Source organism: Rosenbergiella sp. YN46, from assembly GCF_036620675.1.
Taxonomy (GTDB): domain Bacteria; phylum Pseudomonadota; class Gammaproteobacteria; order Enterobacterales; family Enterobacteriaceae; genus Jejubacter.
The window spans coordinates 60810-76167 of sequence record NZ_JAZHEE010000020.1; the positions used below are offsets into that span (position 1 = coordinate 60810).

The window sequence follows — 15358 nt, forward strand, 5'->3', positions numbered from 1 at the left end:
AGTTGTATATACATATACATACACTATGGCGCACTGTAAATCATCGAGAGGCGATATGGCGGCACAATTCAATGAAGTCGGCAATGAGTGTGATTCGCTCTGGAGCGGCGCGGACCTGGTCACCATGCGCGACGGCGCCTGGAATATCATTCGTGATGGTTTTATCGCCGTGACGCAAGGAAAGATAGTCGCGATCGGCCCGGAACAGGAGGCGTCCCGGTTTAACCCGTCCTGTCGTCACCGTTTTACAGGAGGTATTGTGACGCCCGGTTTTATCGACTGCCATACCCATCTGATATTTGGCGGCGACCGCAGTACCGAATTCGAACAGCGGCTTAACGGCGTGAGCTATGCCGATATCGCGGCCCGTGGCGGCGGTATTCTTTCCACGGTACGTGCCACCCGGGAAGCCAGTCTGGAAACTCTGGTTGAACTGGCCCGGGAGCGGCTGGCGCTACTGATGGCGGACGGCGTTACTACGGTGGAGGTCAAGTCCGGATACGGCCTGGATAAACCGACTGAACTGCGTATGTTGCAGGCTGCGCGTCGTCTGGGGGAACGGATGCCGGTAGAGGTGGTGACCACCTGTCTGGCGGCCCATGCGGTGCCACCGGAGTATCGCGACCATCCCGATGGCTGGATCCAGGTGGTGTGCGATGAACTGCTGCCGGAAGTTCACGCCGCCGGTCTGGCCGATGCGGTGGACGCTTTCTGCGAACATCTGGCCTTTTCCCCCGCTCAGGTGGAGCGGGTGTTCGATGCGGCCCGCAAGCTGGGACTGCCGGTTAAGCTCCATGCTGAACAGCTCTCGGCGCTGGGCGGAGCGGGACTTGCGGCGCGCTATCAGGCGCTGTCCGCCGATCATCTGGAATATGCCACGGATGAAGATATTCGCGCGATGGCGGAGCATGGCACCGTGGCGGTACTGCTGCCCGGCGCTTTTTATCTGATGCGTGAAACGCAGCATCCCCCGGTGGCGGGCTTCCGGCAGCATAAGGTGCCGATGGCGCTGGCAAGCGATCTTAACCCCGGCACCTCCCCGGCGCTGTCGCTGCGGCTGATGCTCAATATGGGCTGTACCCTGTTTGGGCTGACGCCGGAAGAGGCGGTGGCTGGCGTTACCCTTAATGCCGCCAGGGCGCTCGGCCTGCAGGACAGCCACGGTACCCTTGAACCGGGGAAGGTGGCGGATTTTGTGCACTGGAATATCACTGAGCCCGCCGGGCTGGTGTACTGGCTCGGCGGCACCCTGCCGTGCGAGGTGGTCTACAGAGGAGAACTGCGATGATGGCGTACGATTTTCACCAGGGAAGCGCGCCGCTGCTGGTCAGCATTCCCCATGCCGGTACCCGACTGACGCCGGAAGCAGAGCAGGGGCTTAGCCCCGAAGCGCTGCCCCTGCCGGATACCGACTGGCATATCCCTGAACTCTATGACTTTGCCGCCGGGCTGGGGGCCAGCATTATTCGCGGCCGCTATTCGCGCTTTGTGGTCGATCTTAACCGGGCGCCGGATGACACGCCGCTCTATGCCACCGCCACCACCGGGTTGTTTCCGCAGACGCTGTTCGACGGCACGCCCGCCTGGCGCCCGGGAAAGGAGCCGGATACCGACTGTCGTCAGCGCTGGCTGGCGGAGATCTGGCAGCCTTATCACCAGCAGCTCCAGGCGGAGCTGGCGCGCATTAAACAGCGGCATGGCTACGTGGTGCTCTATGATGCCCATTCTATCGCTTCGGTGATTCCGCGGCTGTTTGATGGAAAGTTACCTGATATCAATCTGGGCACCAACGATGGTAAGAGCTGCCCGCCCGCCATGGCGCAGGCGCTGGTGGAACTCTGCAACCGGTATCCGCAGTACCGCACTGTACTCAATGGTCGCTTTAAGGGCGGCTATATCACTCGCCAGTACGGCTCCCCAGCCCACCGTCAGTATGCGGTTCAGGTCGAACTGGCCCAGTGCAACTATATGCGTGAAAGCGCCCCGTTCGATATGAACGATGAGAGGGCTAATGCGCTAAAACCGTTGCTCAGGGCCTTTCTGGACAGGCTGGCAAATGGTGGCGATTTCTAAAACGTCAGGGTAGCCGGGTTTGCTCCGGCAACCGGCGGCGGTCAAAACGCCGCAGGCTGTAGTAGAGAATGGCGGTAAAGAACCAGCCGATAATCCAGGAGATATCGTTGCCGCCGAACAGCCAGGTCAGCGGCCCCTGCCAGAATGCGTTAGCGATAAACGGCACCTGGATCGCCAGCCCCAGCAGATAAACCGTTATGCCGTAACCATTCCAGCGTCCGTAGCGGCCGTGAGGGTCGCTCAGGGCTGGAATATCCACCTTTCCTTTTGAAATCAGGTAGTAGTCCATCAGGCTTATGGCACTCCAGGGAATGAAACAGGCCAGCAGCAACAGCAGAAAGTGGGTGAAGCTTTTCAGGAAGTTCGGTTCGCTTAGCAGGGCGATGGCGCAGGAAAGGCTGACCATGACCACCACAAACAGCGTACGCGTTCTCTGGCTGATGGTGGTGGTTTTCCGAAAGCCGCAGACGATGGTGGTGAGCGACATAAAGCTACCGTAGGCGTTCATGGTGGTGAAGGTTATCTTGCCAAAACAGATGGCGAAATAGATAGCCATCGCCATGGCGCCGCTGTTGCCCAGACCCACAATATAGCTGACCTCGTGGCCGGAAAAGGCGTTACCGGCAATGGCGGCGGCGAACACTCCCAGCGTCATAGAGGCCTGAGTGCCGAGCACCGTACCGCAAAAGGCTGCGCTGAAGACGGCCCGCGCCGAAACGGTGTGAGGCAGATAGCGGGAATAGTCGGAAACATAGGGACAGAAGGCTAACTGCCAGGAAGCGGAAAGCGATACCGCCAGCAAAAAAGAGGGCAGTGTGAAGTGGCGATCGTGCAAAAGCGTAGCAACATCGCTGGAAAGCAGCAGCGTCACAAATAGCCAGGCGAACGCCAGAATTCCCATAACGCTCGCCAGCTTGCCCAGTTTATGAATCACCCGGTAGCCCAGAACCGCCACTACAATAATAATGGCGCTGAACAACAGCATACCGGTGCTGTTGCCCACGTGCAGCAACTGCGCCATGGCCTGCCCGGCCAGTACCGTACCGCTTGCTGAAAAGCCGATATACATCAGGCAGGCCAGCACCAGCGGGATCACCGCGCCATATACGCCGAACTGCACCCGGCTTATTATCATCTGCGGCATGCCGAAACGCGGGCCCTGGATAGCGTGCAGCGCCATTACCGCGGCTCCCAGAATCTGGCCGATCAGCAGACCGACCAGCGACCAGACCACATCGCCCCCCAGCACTACGGCCAGCGCGCCGGTAACGATGGCCGTGATTTGCAGATTGCCGCCAAACCACAGTGTGAACTGGCTGAAGGGGTGGCCGTGACGCTCCGTTCGGGGAATATAATCGATAGACCGAAACTCCCTTAGTGAGGCGCCCGGCGTATTGGTAGTTTGGGAATGAATTGGTTGAGAAGACATAGGTTCTCCTTGCCAGAATGGATTGCGCCAGAGGCGTCGGATGATGACAGGCAGAACGTCGCAATCTGCGAATGACTATGGTTGTATATACAAGAGCAAAAAGCAGACTGTCACAGCCGGGGCAAATTGGCAAGTCACTGAGTCATATTAAAAATTTATCTTACCGGCGGATTGGATAACGTAGGGGAATGTAACGGCAGGAATTCGCGCCGGGCCTGGGGCCCGGCGATGTGGTTACTTCTGGTACTGTTGGTCGGTGACATGCTCCATCCAGGTGACCGGCGAACCGTTGACCGATTCGGCAATGGCGATATGGGTCATGGCGTTTTCCGGCGTGGCGCCATGCCAGTGTTTTACCCCTTCGGGGATCCAGATGATATCGCCCTGGTTCATCTCTTCAATGGCTTCGCCTTCGCACTGAATCCATCCTTTCCCGTGAGTGACGATCAGCGTCTGGCCGAGCGGATGGGTATGCCAGGCGGTACGTGCGCCGGGTTCAAAGGTGACGGTTGCGCCGCCTACTTTAGCGGGTTTCGTAGCCTGGAATGGGGAATCAATACGCACCCGGCCGGTAAAGTAGTTTTCTGGCCCCTGGACGGAGGGTATTGAGGCGTTGCGGATAATTTTCATGGCAGGTTCTCCATCGGTGAATGGTTGATGGAATAAGCGTAACAGGTGCGCTACAGGGTGATTAGCGGGCAGAATACGAATGGACTGATGAGGTAAATTCATAACCGGGCATATACTGGGGCGACATGCGATTTTTTGCGGAGCGTTCCCATGCTCAAAGAAAACTTTAACGATCTGATCGCGTTCCTGGTGGTGGCCAGAGAGCGCAGCTTTACCCGCGCTGCCGCTAAGCTGGGCCTTTCCCAGTCGGCGCTCAGCCATTCGATGCGCGCCCTGGAAGAGCGCATGGGCATTCGCCTGCTGACCCGAACTACCCGCAGCGTTTCGCCTACGCAGGCCGGCGAGCGGCTGATGGAGCGCCTTGGCCCACACTTTAACGAAATTGAGCTTGAACTTAGCCTGTTAAAGGAAATGAGCGATCGGCCTGCGGGCAATATTCGCATTACCGCCGGAGAGCACGCGGTCGATACCATACTCTGGCCGGTCTTGCAGGGATTCCTGGCGCAGTGGCCGGAAATTAATGTGGAAGTGACCGTGGACAATATGTTGACGGATATTGTCAGCCACCGATTTGATGCCGGTATCCGACTGGGCGAACAGGTGGCGAAGGATATGGTGGCGGTTCCCGTTAGCCCGCCAATGCGCATGGCAGTGGTAGGATCGCCCGACTGGTTTGCCCGCCACGCGCCGCCGCAGACGCCGGCCGATCTTCAGCATCATCGCTGCGTGAATATGCGTCTGCCAACCCTGGGCGGCATGCTGCCGTGGGAGTTTTCCCGGGAAGGCAAAGAGCTGCGGGTCAGGGTGGAAGGGCAGTTGACCATCAATGATTTGCGCCACCGCATCGCCGCCGCCATGGCGGGGATGGGGCTTATTTACCTGCCGGAAAACTGCGTAGAGCGGGAGCTGGCGGAAGGGAGTCTGGTTAGGGTACTGGAGTCCTGGTGTGAGCCGTTCCCTGGCTATTATCTTTACTATCCCAGCCGCAGGCAGCATACCCGGGCCTTTTCCCTGCTGGTGGAGGCGCTGCGCTATCGTGAGCGATAGAGTCCGGAAAAGTTACTCGCCGTCGGGAAAGTCGGTGGAGGCCGCCTGTTTACGCTGGGTTTCAAAATCAGTGATGCGCTGGCGCAGCACGGCGATGGTGTTTTGCAGGGCTTTGGAGCCCAGCACCATACGCAGCGGTGCGGGGTTGATGTCCACGCTTTCGATAATGCGTGCCGCCATGCGCTCTGGGTCGCCCGGCGCCAGGCCATTTGCGGGGTCGAGCATGCTCAGGAAAGCATGGGCAGGGCTGGTATCGTACTCCGGCATCCGTTTAGCCACGCGGGCGCTGCCATAGCGAAACTCGGTACGGGCGCCGCCGGGCTCTACCAGCGTCATACCAATGTCGAAGGGGGCCACTTCATGCGCCACGGACTCCACAAAGCCTTCGATCCCCCATTTTGTGGCGTGGTACAGCGAATTACCTGGAAAGGCCACCTGCCCCCCGTAGGAGGAGATTTGAATAATCCGGCCGCCGCCCTGCTGGCGCATATGGGGCAGGGCGCTGCGAATAAGCTGAATGGCGCCCGTCAGGTTGGTTGCAATAATCTGCTGGATTTCGTCATCGCTCAGCTCTTCGGCGGCGCCGAACAGGCCATAACCGGCATTACTGATAACCACATCGATACGCCCGTGCTGATGCCAGGCATCATCAACGGTACGACGCACGGCGGTACTGTCCGCCATCTCCAGTAGCGGCGCGCTAAATGTCTTCGGCCAGCGCTCCAGAAGATCCTGTACCTTTGAGTGTTTACGCACCGTACCGATAACGCGATCGCCTTTCTGTAATAGCTGCTGCGCCAGCGCGCGGCCAAAGCCGCTGCTTACGCCGGTAATGAGCCAGGTTCGTTGCGTCATTGTTCGTCTCCGTTATTCATGTCAGATTCAGCATAGTGACAGCCTGAGTTCTGACAGACACCGAAGCCCGGCGTGGGCATTTCTGTACCGTTATTCAGTGGGCTCCAGGTATCACCGGGGATACGGGTAAAGTCGGGCGTGGCCAGCGGCCACGCCCGAAATCGGATTAGGCCTTCAGCGTGCTCATATCGATAACGAAACGGTATTTCACATCGCTCTTTTCCATACGCTCGAAGGCGTGGTTAATCTCCTTCATATCAATCATCTCCACATCGGCGGTAATGCCGTGCTTGCCGCAGAAATCCAGCATCTCCTGAGTTTCCGCAATGCCACCGATGCAGGAGCCAGCCACGGTACGGCGTCCCAGAATCATCGGGACGGTACTGAGCGGCGGCGTCACGTCGCCCAGCAGGCCGACAAATACCAGGGTGCCATCCGTGGTCAGGGTGGGCATATAGGGATTGATATCGTGCTCGTAGGGTACGGTATCGATAATTAAATCGAAGGCGCCCTTCACGGTTTCCATCTGTTCCGGATGGGTGGAGAGAATAACGTGGTGTGCGCCAAGGCGACGGGCATCGGCCTCTTTACCGGGCGAGCGGGTAAAGAGCGTGACTTCTGCACCCATCGCATGGGCCAGTTTTAGCGCCATATGGCCCAGACCGCCCAGACCGATCACCGCGACTTTGCTCTCTTTGGTGACTTTCCAGTGGCGCAGAGGGGACCAGGTCGTGATACCGGCGCACAGCAGCGGCGCAGCGCCTTTCAGATCCAGATTTTCCGGCACGCGCAGGACAAAATCCTCGCTTACGGTGATGGACTGTGAATAGCCACCCATGGTCGGCTGTTTATCAAACCGATCCTGGCCATTATACGTCTGGATATTACCCTCTTCGCAGTACTGCTCCAGACCGTGACGGCAGGGTGCGCATTCCCGGCAGGAGTCAACCATACAGCCTACGCCGACCAGATCGCCCACGTTAAATTTGTTGGCCTTTTCGCCGGTTGCCGTAACGCGGCCGATGATCTCGTGTCCGGGTACCAGCGGGAACATACTGAATCCCCAGTCATTACGTGCCTGATGCAGGTCGGAATGGCATACGCCGCAATAAAGGATTTCGATTTCAACGTCGTCCGGTCGTTTCGCGCGGCGCTCGAAGGTCCAGGGCGCTAAGGGCGCGGTGGCGTTTTGTGCGGCATAACCTAAAACTTTCATGAATACGCTCCTGAGCTTGTTGATTTTGATGATTAAGAGGGAGGCTCCGGCTGAATATTGAGGGGGATAGTGTTGTTATTCCGGTTCCGATGACAACGACTATAGGGCACAGGCAAACGAGCCGCTATAGCCGATAACATAATGCCGTTATGAGTTTTATTCATTAATGGGAGGGAACCTGGGTGTTTTTTTATTATCCGCCACAGGGGGAATCCGCAGCGCCCGATATGGCGATATCGGGCGCTGCGGGAGAAAAGGCGATTACTCCAGCGACAGCCGTAGCGCCAGTGCGCTCAGAGTGACCAGCAGCACCGGCAGCGTCATGATAATGCCGGTACGGAAGTACTGCCCCCAGGTGACGCGCAGGCTTTTGTGCGACAGGACATGGAGCCAGAGCAGGGTCGCCAGGCTGCCGATAGGGGTTATCTTCGGCCCCAGATCGCAGCCGATCACATTCGCATAGACCATAGCTTCACGCACTACGCCGCTGGCGCTGCTGGCGTCGATGGAAAGCGCGCCGACCAGCACCGATGGCAGGTTATTCATCACCGATGACAGAAACGCGGTCAGTAAGCCGGTGCCAAGCGTAGCGCTCCACAGCCCGCCGTCGGCAAGTTGATTAAAAATAGCGGTGAGCGAATCCGTTAGCCCGGCGTTACGCAGGCCGTAGACCACCAGATACATACCCAGCGAGAAAATGACTATCTGCCAGGGGGCGCCACGTATCACCCTGGCGATGTTAATCGTCTTCCCCAGACGGGCAACCAGCAGCAGAATGGCGGCACAGAATGCCGCGATGGCGCTAACCGGTACGCCCAGCGGCTCCAGCACGAAAAAGCCCACCAGCAGTAGCGCCAGCACCAGCCAGCCGGTTTTAAAGGTGGCGGGGTCTTTAATGGCCAGTGCTGGCGCTTTCAGGCGCGCCAGGTGGTAAGTCGCCGGTATTTCTTTACGAAAGAACAGGTGCAGCGTGACCAGCGTGGCGGCAATGGCGACCAGATTTACCGGCACCATCACGGCGGCATATTCGCCGAAACCCAGTTTAAAGTAGTCAGCGGAGACGATATTCACCAGGTTAGAGACGATCAGCGGCAGGCTGGCGGTATCAGCGATAAAGCCCGCCGCCATCACGAAGGCGAGGGTGGCGCCTTTACTGAAGCCCAGCGCCAGCAGCATGGCGATGACGATGGGCGTCAGAATCAGCGCGGCGCCGTCGTTGGCGAACAGCGCTGAGACTGCGGCGCCCAGCAGGATTATCCAGGTAAACAGCAGGCGGCCACTGCCATTACCCCAGCGCGCGACGTGCAGCGCCGCCCACTCGAAGAAACCGGACTCATCCAGCAGCAGGCTGATGATGATAATGGCGATAAAAGCGGCGGTGGCATTCCAGACGATATGCCAGACCACCGGAATGTCGGAAAGTTGTACCACGCCGGTAGCCAGCGCCAGTACCGCGCCCAGGCTGGCGCTCCAGCCAATGCCCAGTCCCCGGGGCTGCCAGATAACCAGAACGATGGTCACAACAAAAATCGCGCCTGCCAGTAACATAACCTCTCCCTGCCGGGGCGCAGTCCCGCCCCGTTCAAAATATATCTGTTTTACTAAATGTGAATGACTGCGGTATTCAGACGCAGCCGGATTTTCCCATGCTGTCGGTAAGCGTTCGGATCTCATCCTGCTGGCTCAGCCAGGCCTGTTCGATCACCCGGGCCGCCCAGGCGGGCATTTGCGGTGAAAGACGGTAGTGCACCCACTTGCCCTGGCGACGGCCCAACAGCAGCCCGCTGGCGCGCAACATCGCAATATGGCGGGATATTTTCGGCTGAGGCGCTTCCAGCGCGCTGCACAGATCGCAGACGCACAGCTCCCCCCGAACCCGCAGGAGCAGGACAATAGCAAGCCGGGTTTCATCCGCCAGATGTTTGAACAGTTGTAAAGGGGTTAGCAGCATTCTGACTCCTTAATATCACCGTGACGGCAGAATACGCCTGAGTATTAAGGAGTCAATATAAATATGGAAAAACAGATGTGATAAGGGGGCGTCTGTGATGTCCGCAGGAAAGGCGCTTAGAAGCCTTCCAGCACAATTTTGCCGCGCGCTTTACCGCTTTCTATTAACGCGTGGGCCTTGCGCAGGTTCTGTGCGCTGATTTGACCATAGTGCTCGCCCAGAGTGGAACGCAGGGTTCCGTCATCGATCAGGCGGCTGATATTTTCCAGAATCTGGTGCTGACGCTGCATATCGGCAGTCTGGAAAATGGCGCGGGTAAACATCAGTTCCCAGTGCAGTGAGATGGCTTTGCGTTTTAGCGGCATCACATCAAGAATTTCTGGATCATCGATGACCCCCATCCGCCCCTGAGGCGCCAGCGCTTCAACAATCTGGGGGAAGTGCTTATCGGTATGGGTCAGACTGGCCACGTAGCGTACCTGATTGATGCCTATCTTATTCAGCTCTTCGGCCAGCGGACGGCTGTGATCGATAACATGGTGGGCCCCCAGGGACTTCACCCATTCGGCGGTTTCCGGGCGCGAGGCGCTGCCTATTACGGTCAGGGAGGTGAGCTGACGCGCCAACTGAGTCATGATGGAGCCCACGCCGCCGCCCGCACCGACAATCAGCAGCGCCGCGTCTTCATTTTCCCCCACCTGCAGGCGATCAAACATCAGCTCCCAGGCGGTCAGCGAGGTTAACGGCAGCGCCGCGGCATCGGCATTGCTCAGGGAGCGTGGTTTATGCCCGGCAATGCGTTCATCCACCAGGCCATATTCGGCATAAGCACCGGGCCGCACGATAGAGCCTGCGTAAAACACCTCATCGCCGGGTTTAAATAGCGTCACGTTTTCTCCCACGGCTTCCACTTCGCCTACGGCATCCCACCCCAGAATACGCGGCGTATCGGTTGGTGCGCCGTTGCGAACCTTGGTATCCACCGGGTTAACCGAGATGGCGCGGATTTTAACCATCAGATCGCGGGCGCCAGGCTGCGGTTTTGGCAGCTCAGCTTCATACAGCGACTGAGGATCAGTAATGGGTAAACCGTTCTGGCTGTAGACAATGGCTTTCATCACGATTTTCCTTATAAAGCGATAAATAAATGACGCCAGCAGGCGCCGCATTGCTAAAAGAACAGGATAGCCGCTGTGCTATCAGCGAAAAACGATGGATAAAGAGCAGGACTTTCACTTTCACAGTGAAAATCAATTACAGTTATCTCTGTCGTATTGAGTATCGGGGATAGCGGATGATTCGTCTGGAAGACATTAAACTGTTTGTTCGCTCCGCTGCACTGGGTAGCTTTTCCAGCGCGGCGCGTGAAGCCGATCTGCTGCCCGGTCAGGTGAGCGCGGCGATACAGCGCCTGGAGCGGGATCTGGATAAGCGGCTGTTCGCCCGTTCCACCCGCAGCCTGCGTCTGACGGCGGAAGGAGAAAGGTATCTGCCCTATGCCATGGAGATGCTGGAGATAGTCCAGGCCGGTGCCGAAAGCCTGCACAGCGGCGATGAAACATTCAGCGGTGAGCTTAAAATTTCCGTGCCTTCCGATACCGGCCGTAACGTGCTGCTGGCACCTGTCACCGCTTTTTGCCAGCGGCACCCGAAACTGACGCTGCGTCTGGCGCTTTCCGACAGGGTAAGCGACATTTTTCGCGATCCGGTGGATGTGGCCATTCGCTACGGCGTGCTGGATGACAGCAGCTACGTGGCGTTGCCGCTGGCGGAAAAGAATCGTCGGGTGCTGGCTGCCTCGCCGGACTATCTGGCGCGTCATGGCAGGCCAGAAAGCCTGGACGCGCTGGCCGAACATCACTGTATTCTGTATACCATCAACGGCCACGCCTGGGATCGCTGGCCGTTTCACGGTGAAGAAGGCATGAGGGAGCTGAAAATTGACGGCAGGTTGATTAGCGACGATGCCGACGTGGCCAGGCGCTGGGCGGTGGCTGGAATGGGGATTGTCTATAAGTCGTGGATAGATCTCTATCCGGATATCGCCGCAGGCAGGCTGGAAGTGCTGCTTCCGCAGATTCCGGGCCAGGCGGCGCCTCTGAACTTTATCTGCCCGCACCGACGTCAGTTTTCCCCGGCGATTCGCGAGCTTTACCGCCAGTTGCGGCAGGCGCTGAACGAGATAACCGGGCGGCGGTAGCGCCGCCCCGGTCGTGGTCAGAACTGGTAGCTGGCGCTAACGCTAAAGTTGCGCGGTGCGCCGTAAACTACGGAGCGGCTGACGCTGGTGTCGTAGGTTTTATCGAACAGGTTATTCAGATTGGCCTGTAGCGCCAGGTTTTTATTCACCTGATAGTGGGCGAACAGGTCGACCAGCGCATAGCTGCCCTGCTTCGCACGCCAGGTGCCGTCCGGCGTGGTGACATCCTGATAGGTGCCGTTCTGCCAGTTCACGCCGCCGCCGACGGTCAGTGCCTGAAGTGCGGGCAGGCGATAGCGGGTAAACAGCTTCAGCGAGGTACGCGGCAGCTCAGGATTGATCGCCTTATTGTCGCCGTCCTCAGCCAGATAACGGGTAGCGCCGAAGGTCATCTGCCAGTTATCGGTCAGTGCGCCGTTTACTTCCAGCTCCACCCCTTTGCTGACGGTGCCGTTTACGCTCCTGTAAGCCGTTTCGGTGGTGCCGGGGATAATCTGGTTGGTGGTCTGGGCCACGTTATCCTGTTCAATGCGGAACACTGCCAGCGAGGTGGTCAGGCGGCTGTTCATCCAGTCAGACTTCACACCCAGTTCGTAGTTTTCGCCGGTGGTGGGAGACAGGTACTTGCCATTGATATCCCGGTAGCTCTGGGGCTGGAAGATGGAGGTATAGCTGGCGTAGGTTGACCAGTTGTCGTTGATGTCATATACCAGCCCGGCGTAAGGCGTGGTGCGGTTCTTTTCCACATGCTGGGTTAGCCCGTCGATGCTCCATTTGGTGTAACGGGCGCCCAGGATAAGATACAGCGGATCCGCCAGTGAAATACGGGTTGAAGTGTAGGCTGATTTAATGTGGATAGTGTCATCCTGTGCCACGGCAAGCGGGCCCCAGTCGGTTTCCGGGAAGTGCGCGGTGCTGTTCCAGACGCTGCCCAGCTCTTCCGGGGAGACATTGGCCCAGGCGTTCAGGTAACGGTTATTCTGCTTGCTGTAGCTGGTGCCCACCATCAACTGATGCTGACGACCGAACAGATCGTAATTGCCGCTGGCGAACAGATCGAGCGCATCGACTTTACGTTTTCCGGTATTGTAACCGGTACCGCCCACCACGGGATAAGAGGGGCCGTAAGGGCTGACCAGATTACCGGTGCCGCGATCGACCAGCGCATCCAGATACATCTGGCGACTGTCGAGTTCCGTTTCGCTGTGGGTGCCGTTCAGGGTCACTTCCCAGTTGTTGTCGAAGCGGTGGCTCAGGGTAGCGAAGACTTTCTTGGCGGTCTTGTCGTTATAGGCCCAGTCCGGTGCGGTGCTGCGGCTGCGGTCGAAATGGGTGGAGCCCCCATCGGTATACCAGCGCGGCAGACCGCCCCAGGTTGGGCTGTCGACATCGATCTGCTGGTATTCATAACCCACGGAAAAGCGGGTGGCGTCGGTCAGGTCAGCATCCAGTACGCCATAGAAGAATTTTTTCTCGCTTGTATAGCGGTCCAGCCAGCTATTGTTGTGCTGATATCCCGCGACCATCCGACCGCGAATGCGTCCGTCGCTGGTCATCGGTGTGGAAAGATCGGCCACATAGCGCTGTTTGTTCCAGCTACCGTACTCTAGCGAGATATCGCCGGTCGGCGTACGGCTGTCGGCGTGTTTACGCACCATATTGATAGCTGCCGAAGGATTGCCGGTACCGGTCATCAGCCCCGTGGCACCGCGTACTACCTCCACGCGTTCGAATAGTGCAGTATCGGACAGCGCATCCCCCAGATTCCAGCGTGATTCAAAGAAGGTCGGGATCCCGTCCACCATATAGTTATCAATCAGAAAGCCGCGCGAATAGTAGAGACTACGTTCCGAATCCGACATGTTGGTGGTAATACCGGTGGTATTGCTCAGTACGTCCCCCAGCGATTCCAGCCGCTGATCCTGGATACGCTGTTTGCTGATGATACTGACCGACTGCGGGATATCGCGCTGAATCATCAGCATTTTTGTGCCCGCCGTGGTGGTCTTAACGCTGTAGTCCTGCTCTTCGTCCGGCACATTCGCTGTCGTGCTGCTGTCGACGATCATGGTTTCCTCGGGGTTCGCCTGGACTAAAAAGGCCGGGGAAAGTAGCGCCAGGCCGATACTGACGGCCAACAGCGAAGGGGGGGATGCGATTCTGGATGAGGAAGACATTGTTGCTGGAATCCTTATTTTATGGGTGCTATCAGGCCCACAGGCGGAATACCTGGTCGCTTACGCGAGGTCGGTCAGCCAGAGAGTGATTAGGTGAATAATTATGTAAATGCAAGTGAGAATTATACGCATTCGATGTTGTGTGTAAATATGTAACAATATTTCAGATCTAAACAGCGATATCCCGGGTTTCACGGTATGTCTTCCGTCCTGCGTTTTGCCTTGCTGTCCCTGGTGGCGTTTGCGTCGTTTTTTGAGCCAAATTAAAAAAATGGTGTTCGGTATTCTGAAAATGAAAATGCCGTATAATTTTTAGTGTTATTTTATGACGACTCCGCCCGCTGCACGTGAAGAATAACCAGACATCTCTGGCTATTATCACGTGCGGCCTGTGTTCATAGGGTAAAACGTATTAACGGCAGGGATGGAACAATGATTTTGTATATCTGGAATGATATTAAAAAATATGCGATTAAAACGCTTAGAGATATCCGGCTTACCGAAAATGAAGTAATGGGGATCGCCATGTTATTGCTGATGTCAGGAATCCTTGGTGCTGCTCTGATGCTTTATAAGGCGTTTAACTAATAAATTCAGTTAACGTCCCGGGCCCCGTCGGGCCTCATACCCGCTGGCCAGAAACGCCTTTGGGCGAGAGATTATGCCTGAAATGGCAATAATCAACCGTCTTTTTTGGTATTTATCTCTATGGTTCTCTCTTTTATCCTTGCACCCGATGAATAAGTTATTTTGTTTATGGTTTAGCGCTGATTAAGGATATTAATGATGAAAGCAATTATTACCTTTGAGATGCTTTCTTTGTTGGCGATTAATATCGTGGTGTAATCTGTTAGCACAACGGGAAACCACTGGCTTCGACGTCAGTTTAAATAGCCGAAAAGGTAAAGGTGCAGGGGCGAGCGCGATAAAATCATCAGTGTATGTATAGAAAATTACGTGATGATGAGTGCCGGATTATCCTAATAAAAAAGGCCGTCGGAACCGACGGCCCTGTGTGCTTAACGCACCATATTGAACAGCGACATGCTCTGCATGGACTGGAACACCATCATCGAGGCGCTCAGTGAGAATTCGAGAGCGTTCAGAATTCTGTGTCACGTTAAAAATCCTACAGCGTCATCACCTTATTCAGCCGCCCGTCAAAATAAATGGCTAACTGCGACAATGTCAAATTCCAGCTCTGGAGCGGCATTGTCCATTTTTCCTGGGCGTTCATCAGCCCCAGATAAAGCAGCTTCAGCAGGCTGTTTTCATTGGGGAATGCACCTTTGGTTTTGGTCAGCTTCCTGAACTGTCGGTGGACCGATTCTATGGCATTTGTTGTGTAAATGACTCTGCGGATATTCGCCGGATAGCGAAAGTACGCTGACAGATTATCCCATTTTCGTCGCCATGACTGGAGTACCACCGGATACTGCTGGCCCCATTTCGCTTCCAGCTCATCCAGCGCCATTTCTGCCGCCTCTTTCGACACTGCACGGTAAACCGGCTTCAGGTCAGCCATGAACGCTTTATGGTGTTTTGACGCCACATATTTAATCGAGTTGCGTATCTGGTGAATAACGCACAACTGAACCTCTGTCTGCGGATAAATGCTGTTTATCGCCTCCGGGAAGCCAGTCAGTCCGTCCACGCAGGCTATCAGGATGTCTTCAAGGCCACGGTTTTGCAGGTCGCTTAATACCGACAGCCAGAAGTTCGCCCCTTCGCTTTCCGACAGATACAGCCCCAGGACTTCTTTTTTGCCTTCCAGGTTCAG

At 56.7% G+C, this 15358-nt stretch carries 14 protein-coding genes; 5 read left to right on the forward strand and 9 right to left on the reverse strand.

Annotation, left to right across the window (positions count from 1 at the left end; genetic code table 11):
- The first annotated feature begins 55 nt into the window (after positions 1–55).
- Both hutI and hutG read left to right on the forward strand, forming a co-directional pair.
- Positions 56–1288, forward strand: coding sequence for an imidazolonepropionase (gene hutI, locus V3W49_RS14620; protein WP_500146432.1), 1233 nt, complete (start codon positions 56–58; stop codon positions 1286–1288).
- A complete protein-coding gene (gene hutG, locus V3W49_RS14625; RefSeq protein ID WP_500146433.1) occupies positions 1285–2073 on the forward strand; it encodes an N-formylglutamate deformylase in 789 nt (262 codons plus the stop codon). Before hutI ends, hutG begins: the two co-directional genes overlap by 4 nt.
- A gap of 4 nt (positions 2074–2077) precedes the next feature.
- On the opposite strand, the gene V3W49_RS14630 is transcribed toward hutG, so the two are convergent.
- Positions 2078–3502: a purine-cytosine permease family protein gene (locus tag V3W49_RS14630; protein WP_500146435.1), complete on the reverse strand. Its 1425-nt coding sequence runs from the start codon at positions 3500–3502 to the stop codon at positions 2078–2080.
- A gap of 234 nt (positions 3503–3736) precedes the next feature.
- Positions 3737–4132, reverse strand: coding sequence for a (R)-mandelonitrile lyase (locus V3W49_RS14635; RefSeq protein ID WP_500146436.1), 396 nt, complete (start codon positions 4130–4132; stop codon positions 3737–3739).
- A gap of 150 nt (positions 4133–4282) precedes the next feature.
- Here V3W49_RS14635 and V3W49_RS14640 point away from each other — a divergent pair, with 150 nt between their 5' ends.
- Entirely contained in the window at positions 4283–5179 is an 897-nt protein-coding gene (locus V3W49_RS14640) for a LysR family transcriptional regulator (RefSeq protein ID WP_500146437.1), read from the forward strand.
- A gap of 12 nt (positions 5180–5191) precedes the next feature.
- Here the strand turns inward: V3W49_RS14640 and V3W49_RS14645 are convergent, their stop codons facing one another.
- The 5 genes from V3W49_RS14645 to V3W49_RS14665 all read right to left on the reverse strand — a co-directional run bounded on the left by V3W49_RS14645 (position 5192) and on the right by V3W49_RS14665 (position 10319).
- Positions 5192–6034: an SDR family oxidoreductase gene (locus V3W49_RS14645; RefSeq protein ID WP_500146439.1), complete on the reverse strand. Its 843-nt coding sequence runs from the start codon at positions 6032–6034 to the stop codon at positions 5192–5194.
- Between the two features lie 166 nt (positions 6035–6200).
- Entirely contained in the window at positions 6201–7250 is a 1050-nt protein-coding gene (locus V3W49_RS14650) for an NAD(P)-dependent alcohol dehydrogenase (RefSeq protein ID WP_500146440.1), read from the reverse strand.
- 261 nt (positions 7251–7511) lie between these two features.
- Positions 7512–8798, reverse strand: a complete 1287-nt coding sequence (locus V3W49_RS14655) for an arsenic transporter (protein ID WP_500146441.1) — start codon at positions 8796–8798, stop codon at positions 7512–7514.
- Positions 8799–8874: 76 nt separating this feature from the next.
- Positions 8875–9201 carry a metalloregulator ArsR/SmtB family transcription factor gene (locus V3W49_RS14660; RefSeq protein ID WP_500146442.1) on the reverse strand — a complete coding sequence of 109 codons (327 nt, stop codon included), beginning with the start codon at positions 9199–9201 and terminating at the stop codon, positions 8875–8877.
- Between the two features lie 116 nt (positions 9202–9317).
- On the reverse strand, positions 9318–10319 hold the full coding sequence (locus V3W49_RS14665) for a zinc-binding alcohol dehydrogenase family protein (protein ID WP_500146444.1): 1002 nt from the start codon (positions 10317–10319) through the stop codon (positions 9318–9320).
- A 176-nt stretch (positions 10320–10495) separates the two neighbouring features.
- On the opposite strand from V3W49_RS14665, the gene V3W49_RS14670 reads away from it, so the two are divergent.
- Complete coding sequence (locus V3W49_RS14670; protein WP_500146446.1) at positions 10496–11401, forward strand: LysR family transcriptional regulator; 906 nt, start codon at positions 10496–10498, stop codon at positions 11399–11401.
- 17 nt (positions 11402–11418) lie between these two features.
- Here the strand turns inward: V3W49_RS14670 and fhuE are convergent, their stop codons facing one another.
- Positions 11419–13578: a ferric-rhodotorulic acid/ferric-coprogen receptor FhuE gene (gene fhuE / locus V3W49_RS14675; protein WP_500146448.1), complete on the reverse strand. Its 2160-nt coding sequence runs from the start codon at positions 13576–13578 to the stop codon at positions 11419–11421.
- Positions 13579–14010: 432 nt separating this feature from the next.
- On the opposite strand from fhuE, the gene V3W49_RS14680 reads away from it, so the two are divergent.
- Positions 14011–14166, forward strand: a complete 156-nt coding sequence (locus V3W49_RS14680) for a hypothetical protein (RefSeq protein ID WP_500146449.1) — start codon at positions 14011–14013, stop codon at positions 14164–14166.
- A 541-nt stretch (positions 14167–14707) separates the two neighbouring features.
- Here V3W49_RS14680 and V3W49_RS14685 read toward each other — a convergent pair.
- Positions 14708–15358 (reverse strand): IS256 family transposase (locus tag V3W49_RS14685; protein ID WP_500146451.1); only part of this gene is annotated, 651 nt, incomplete at its 5' end.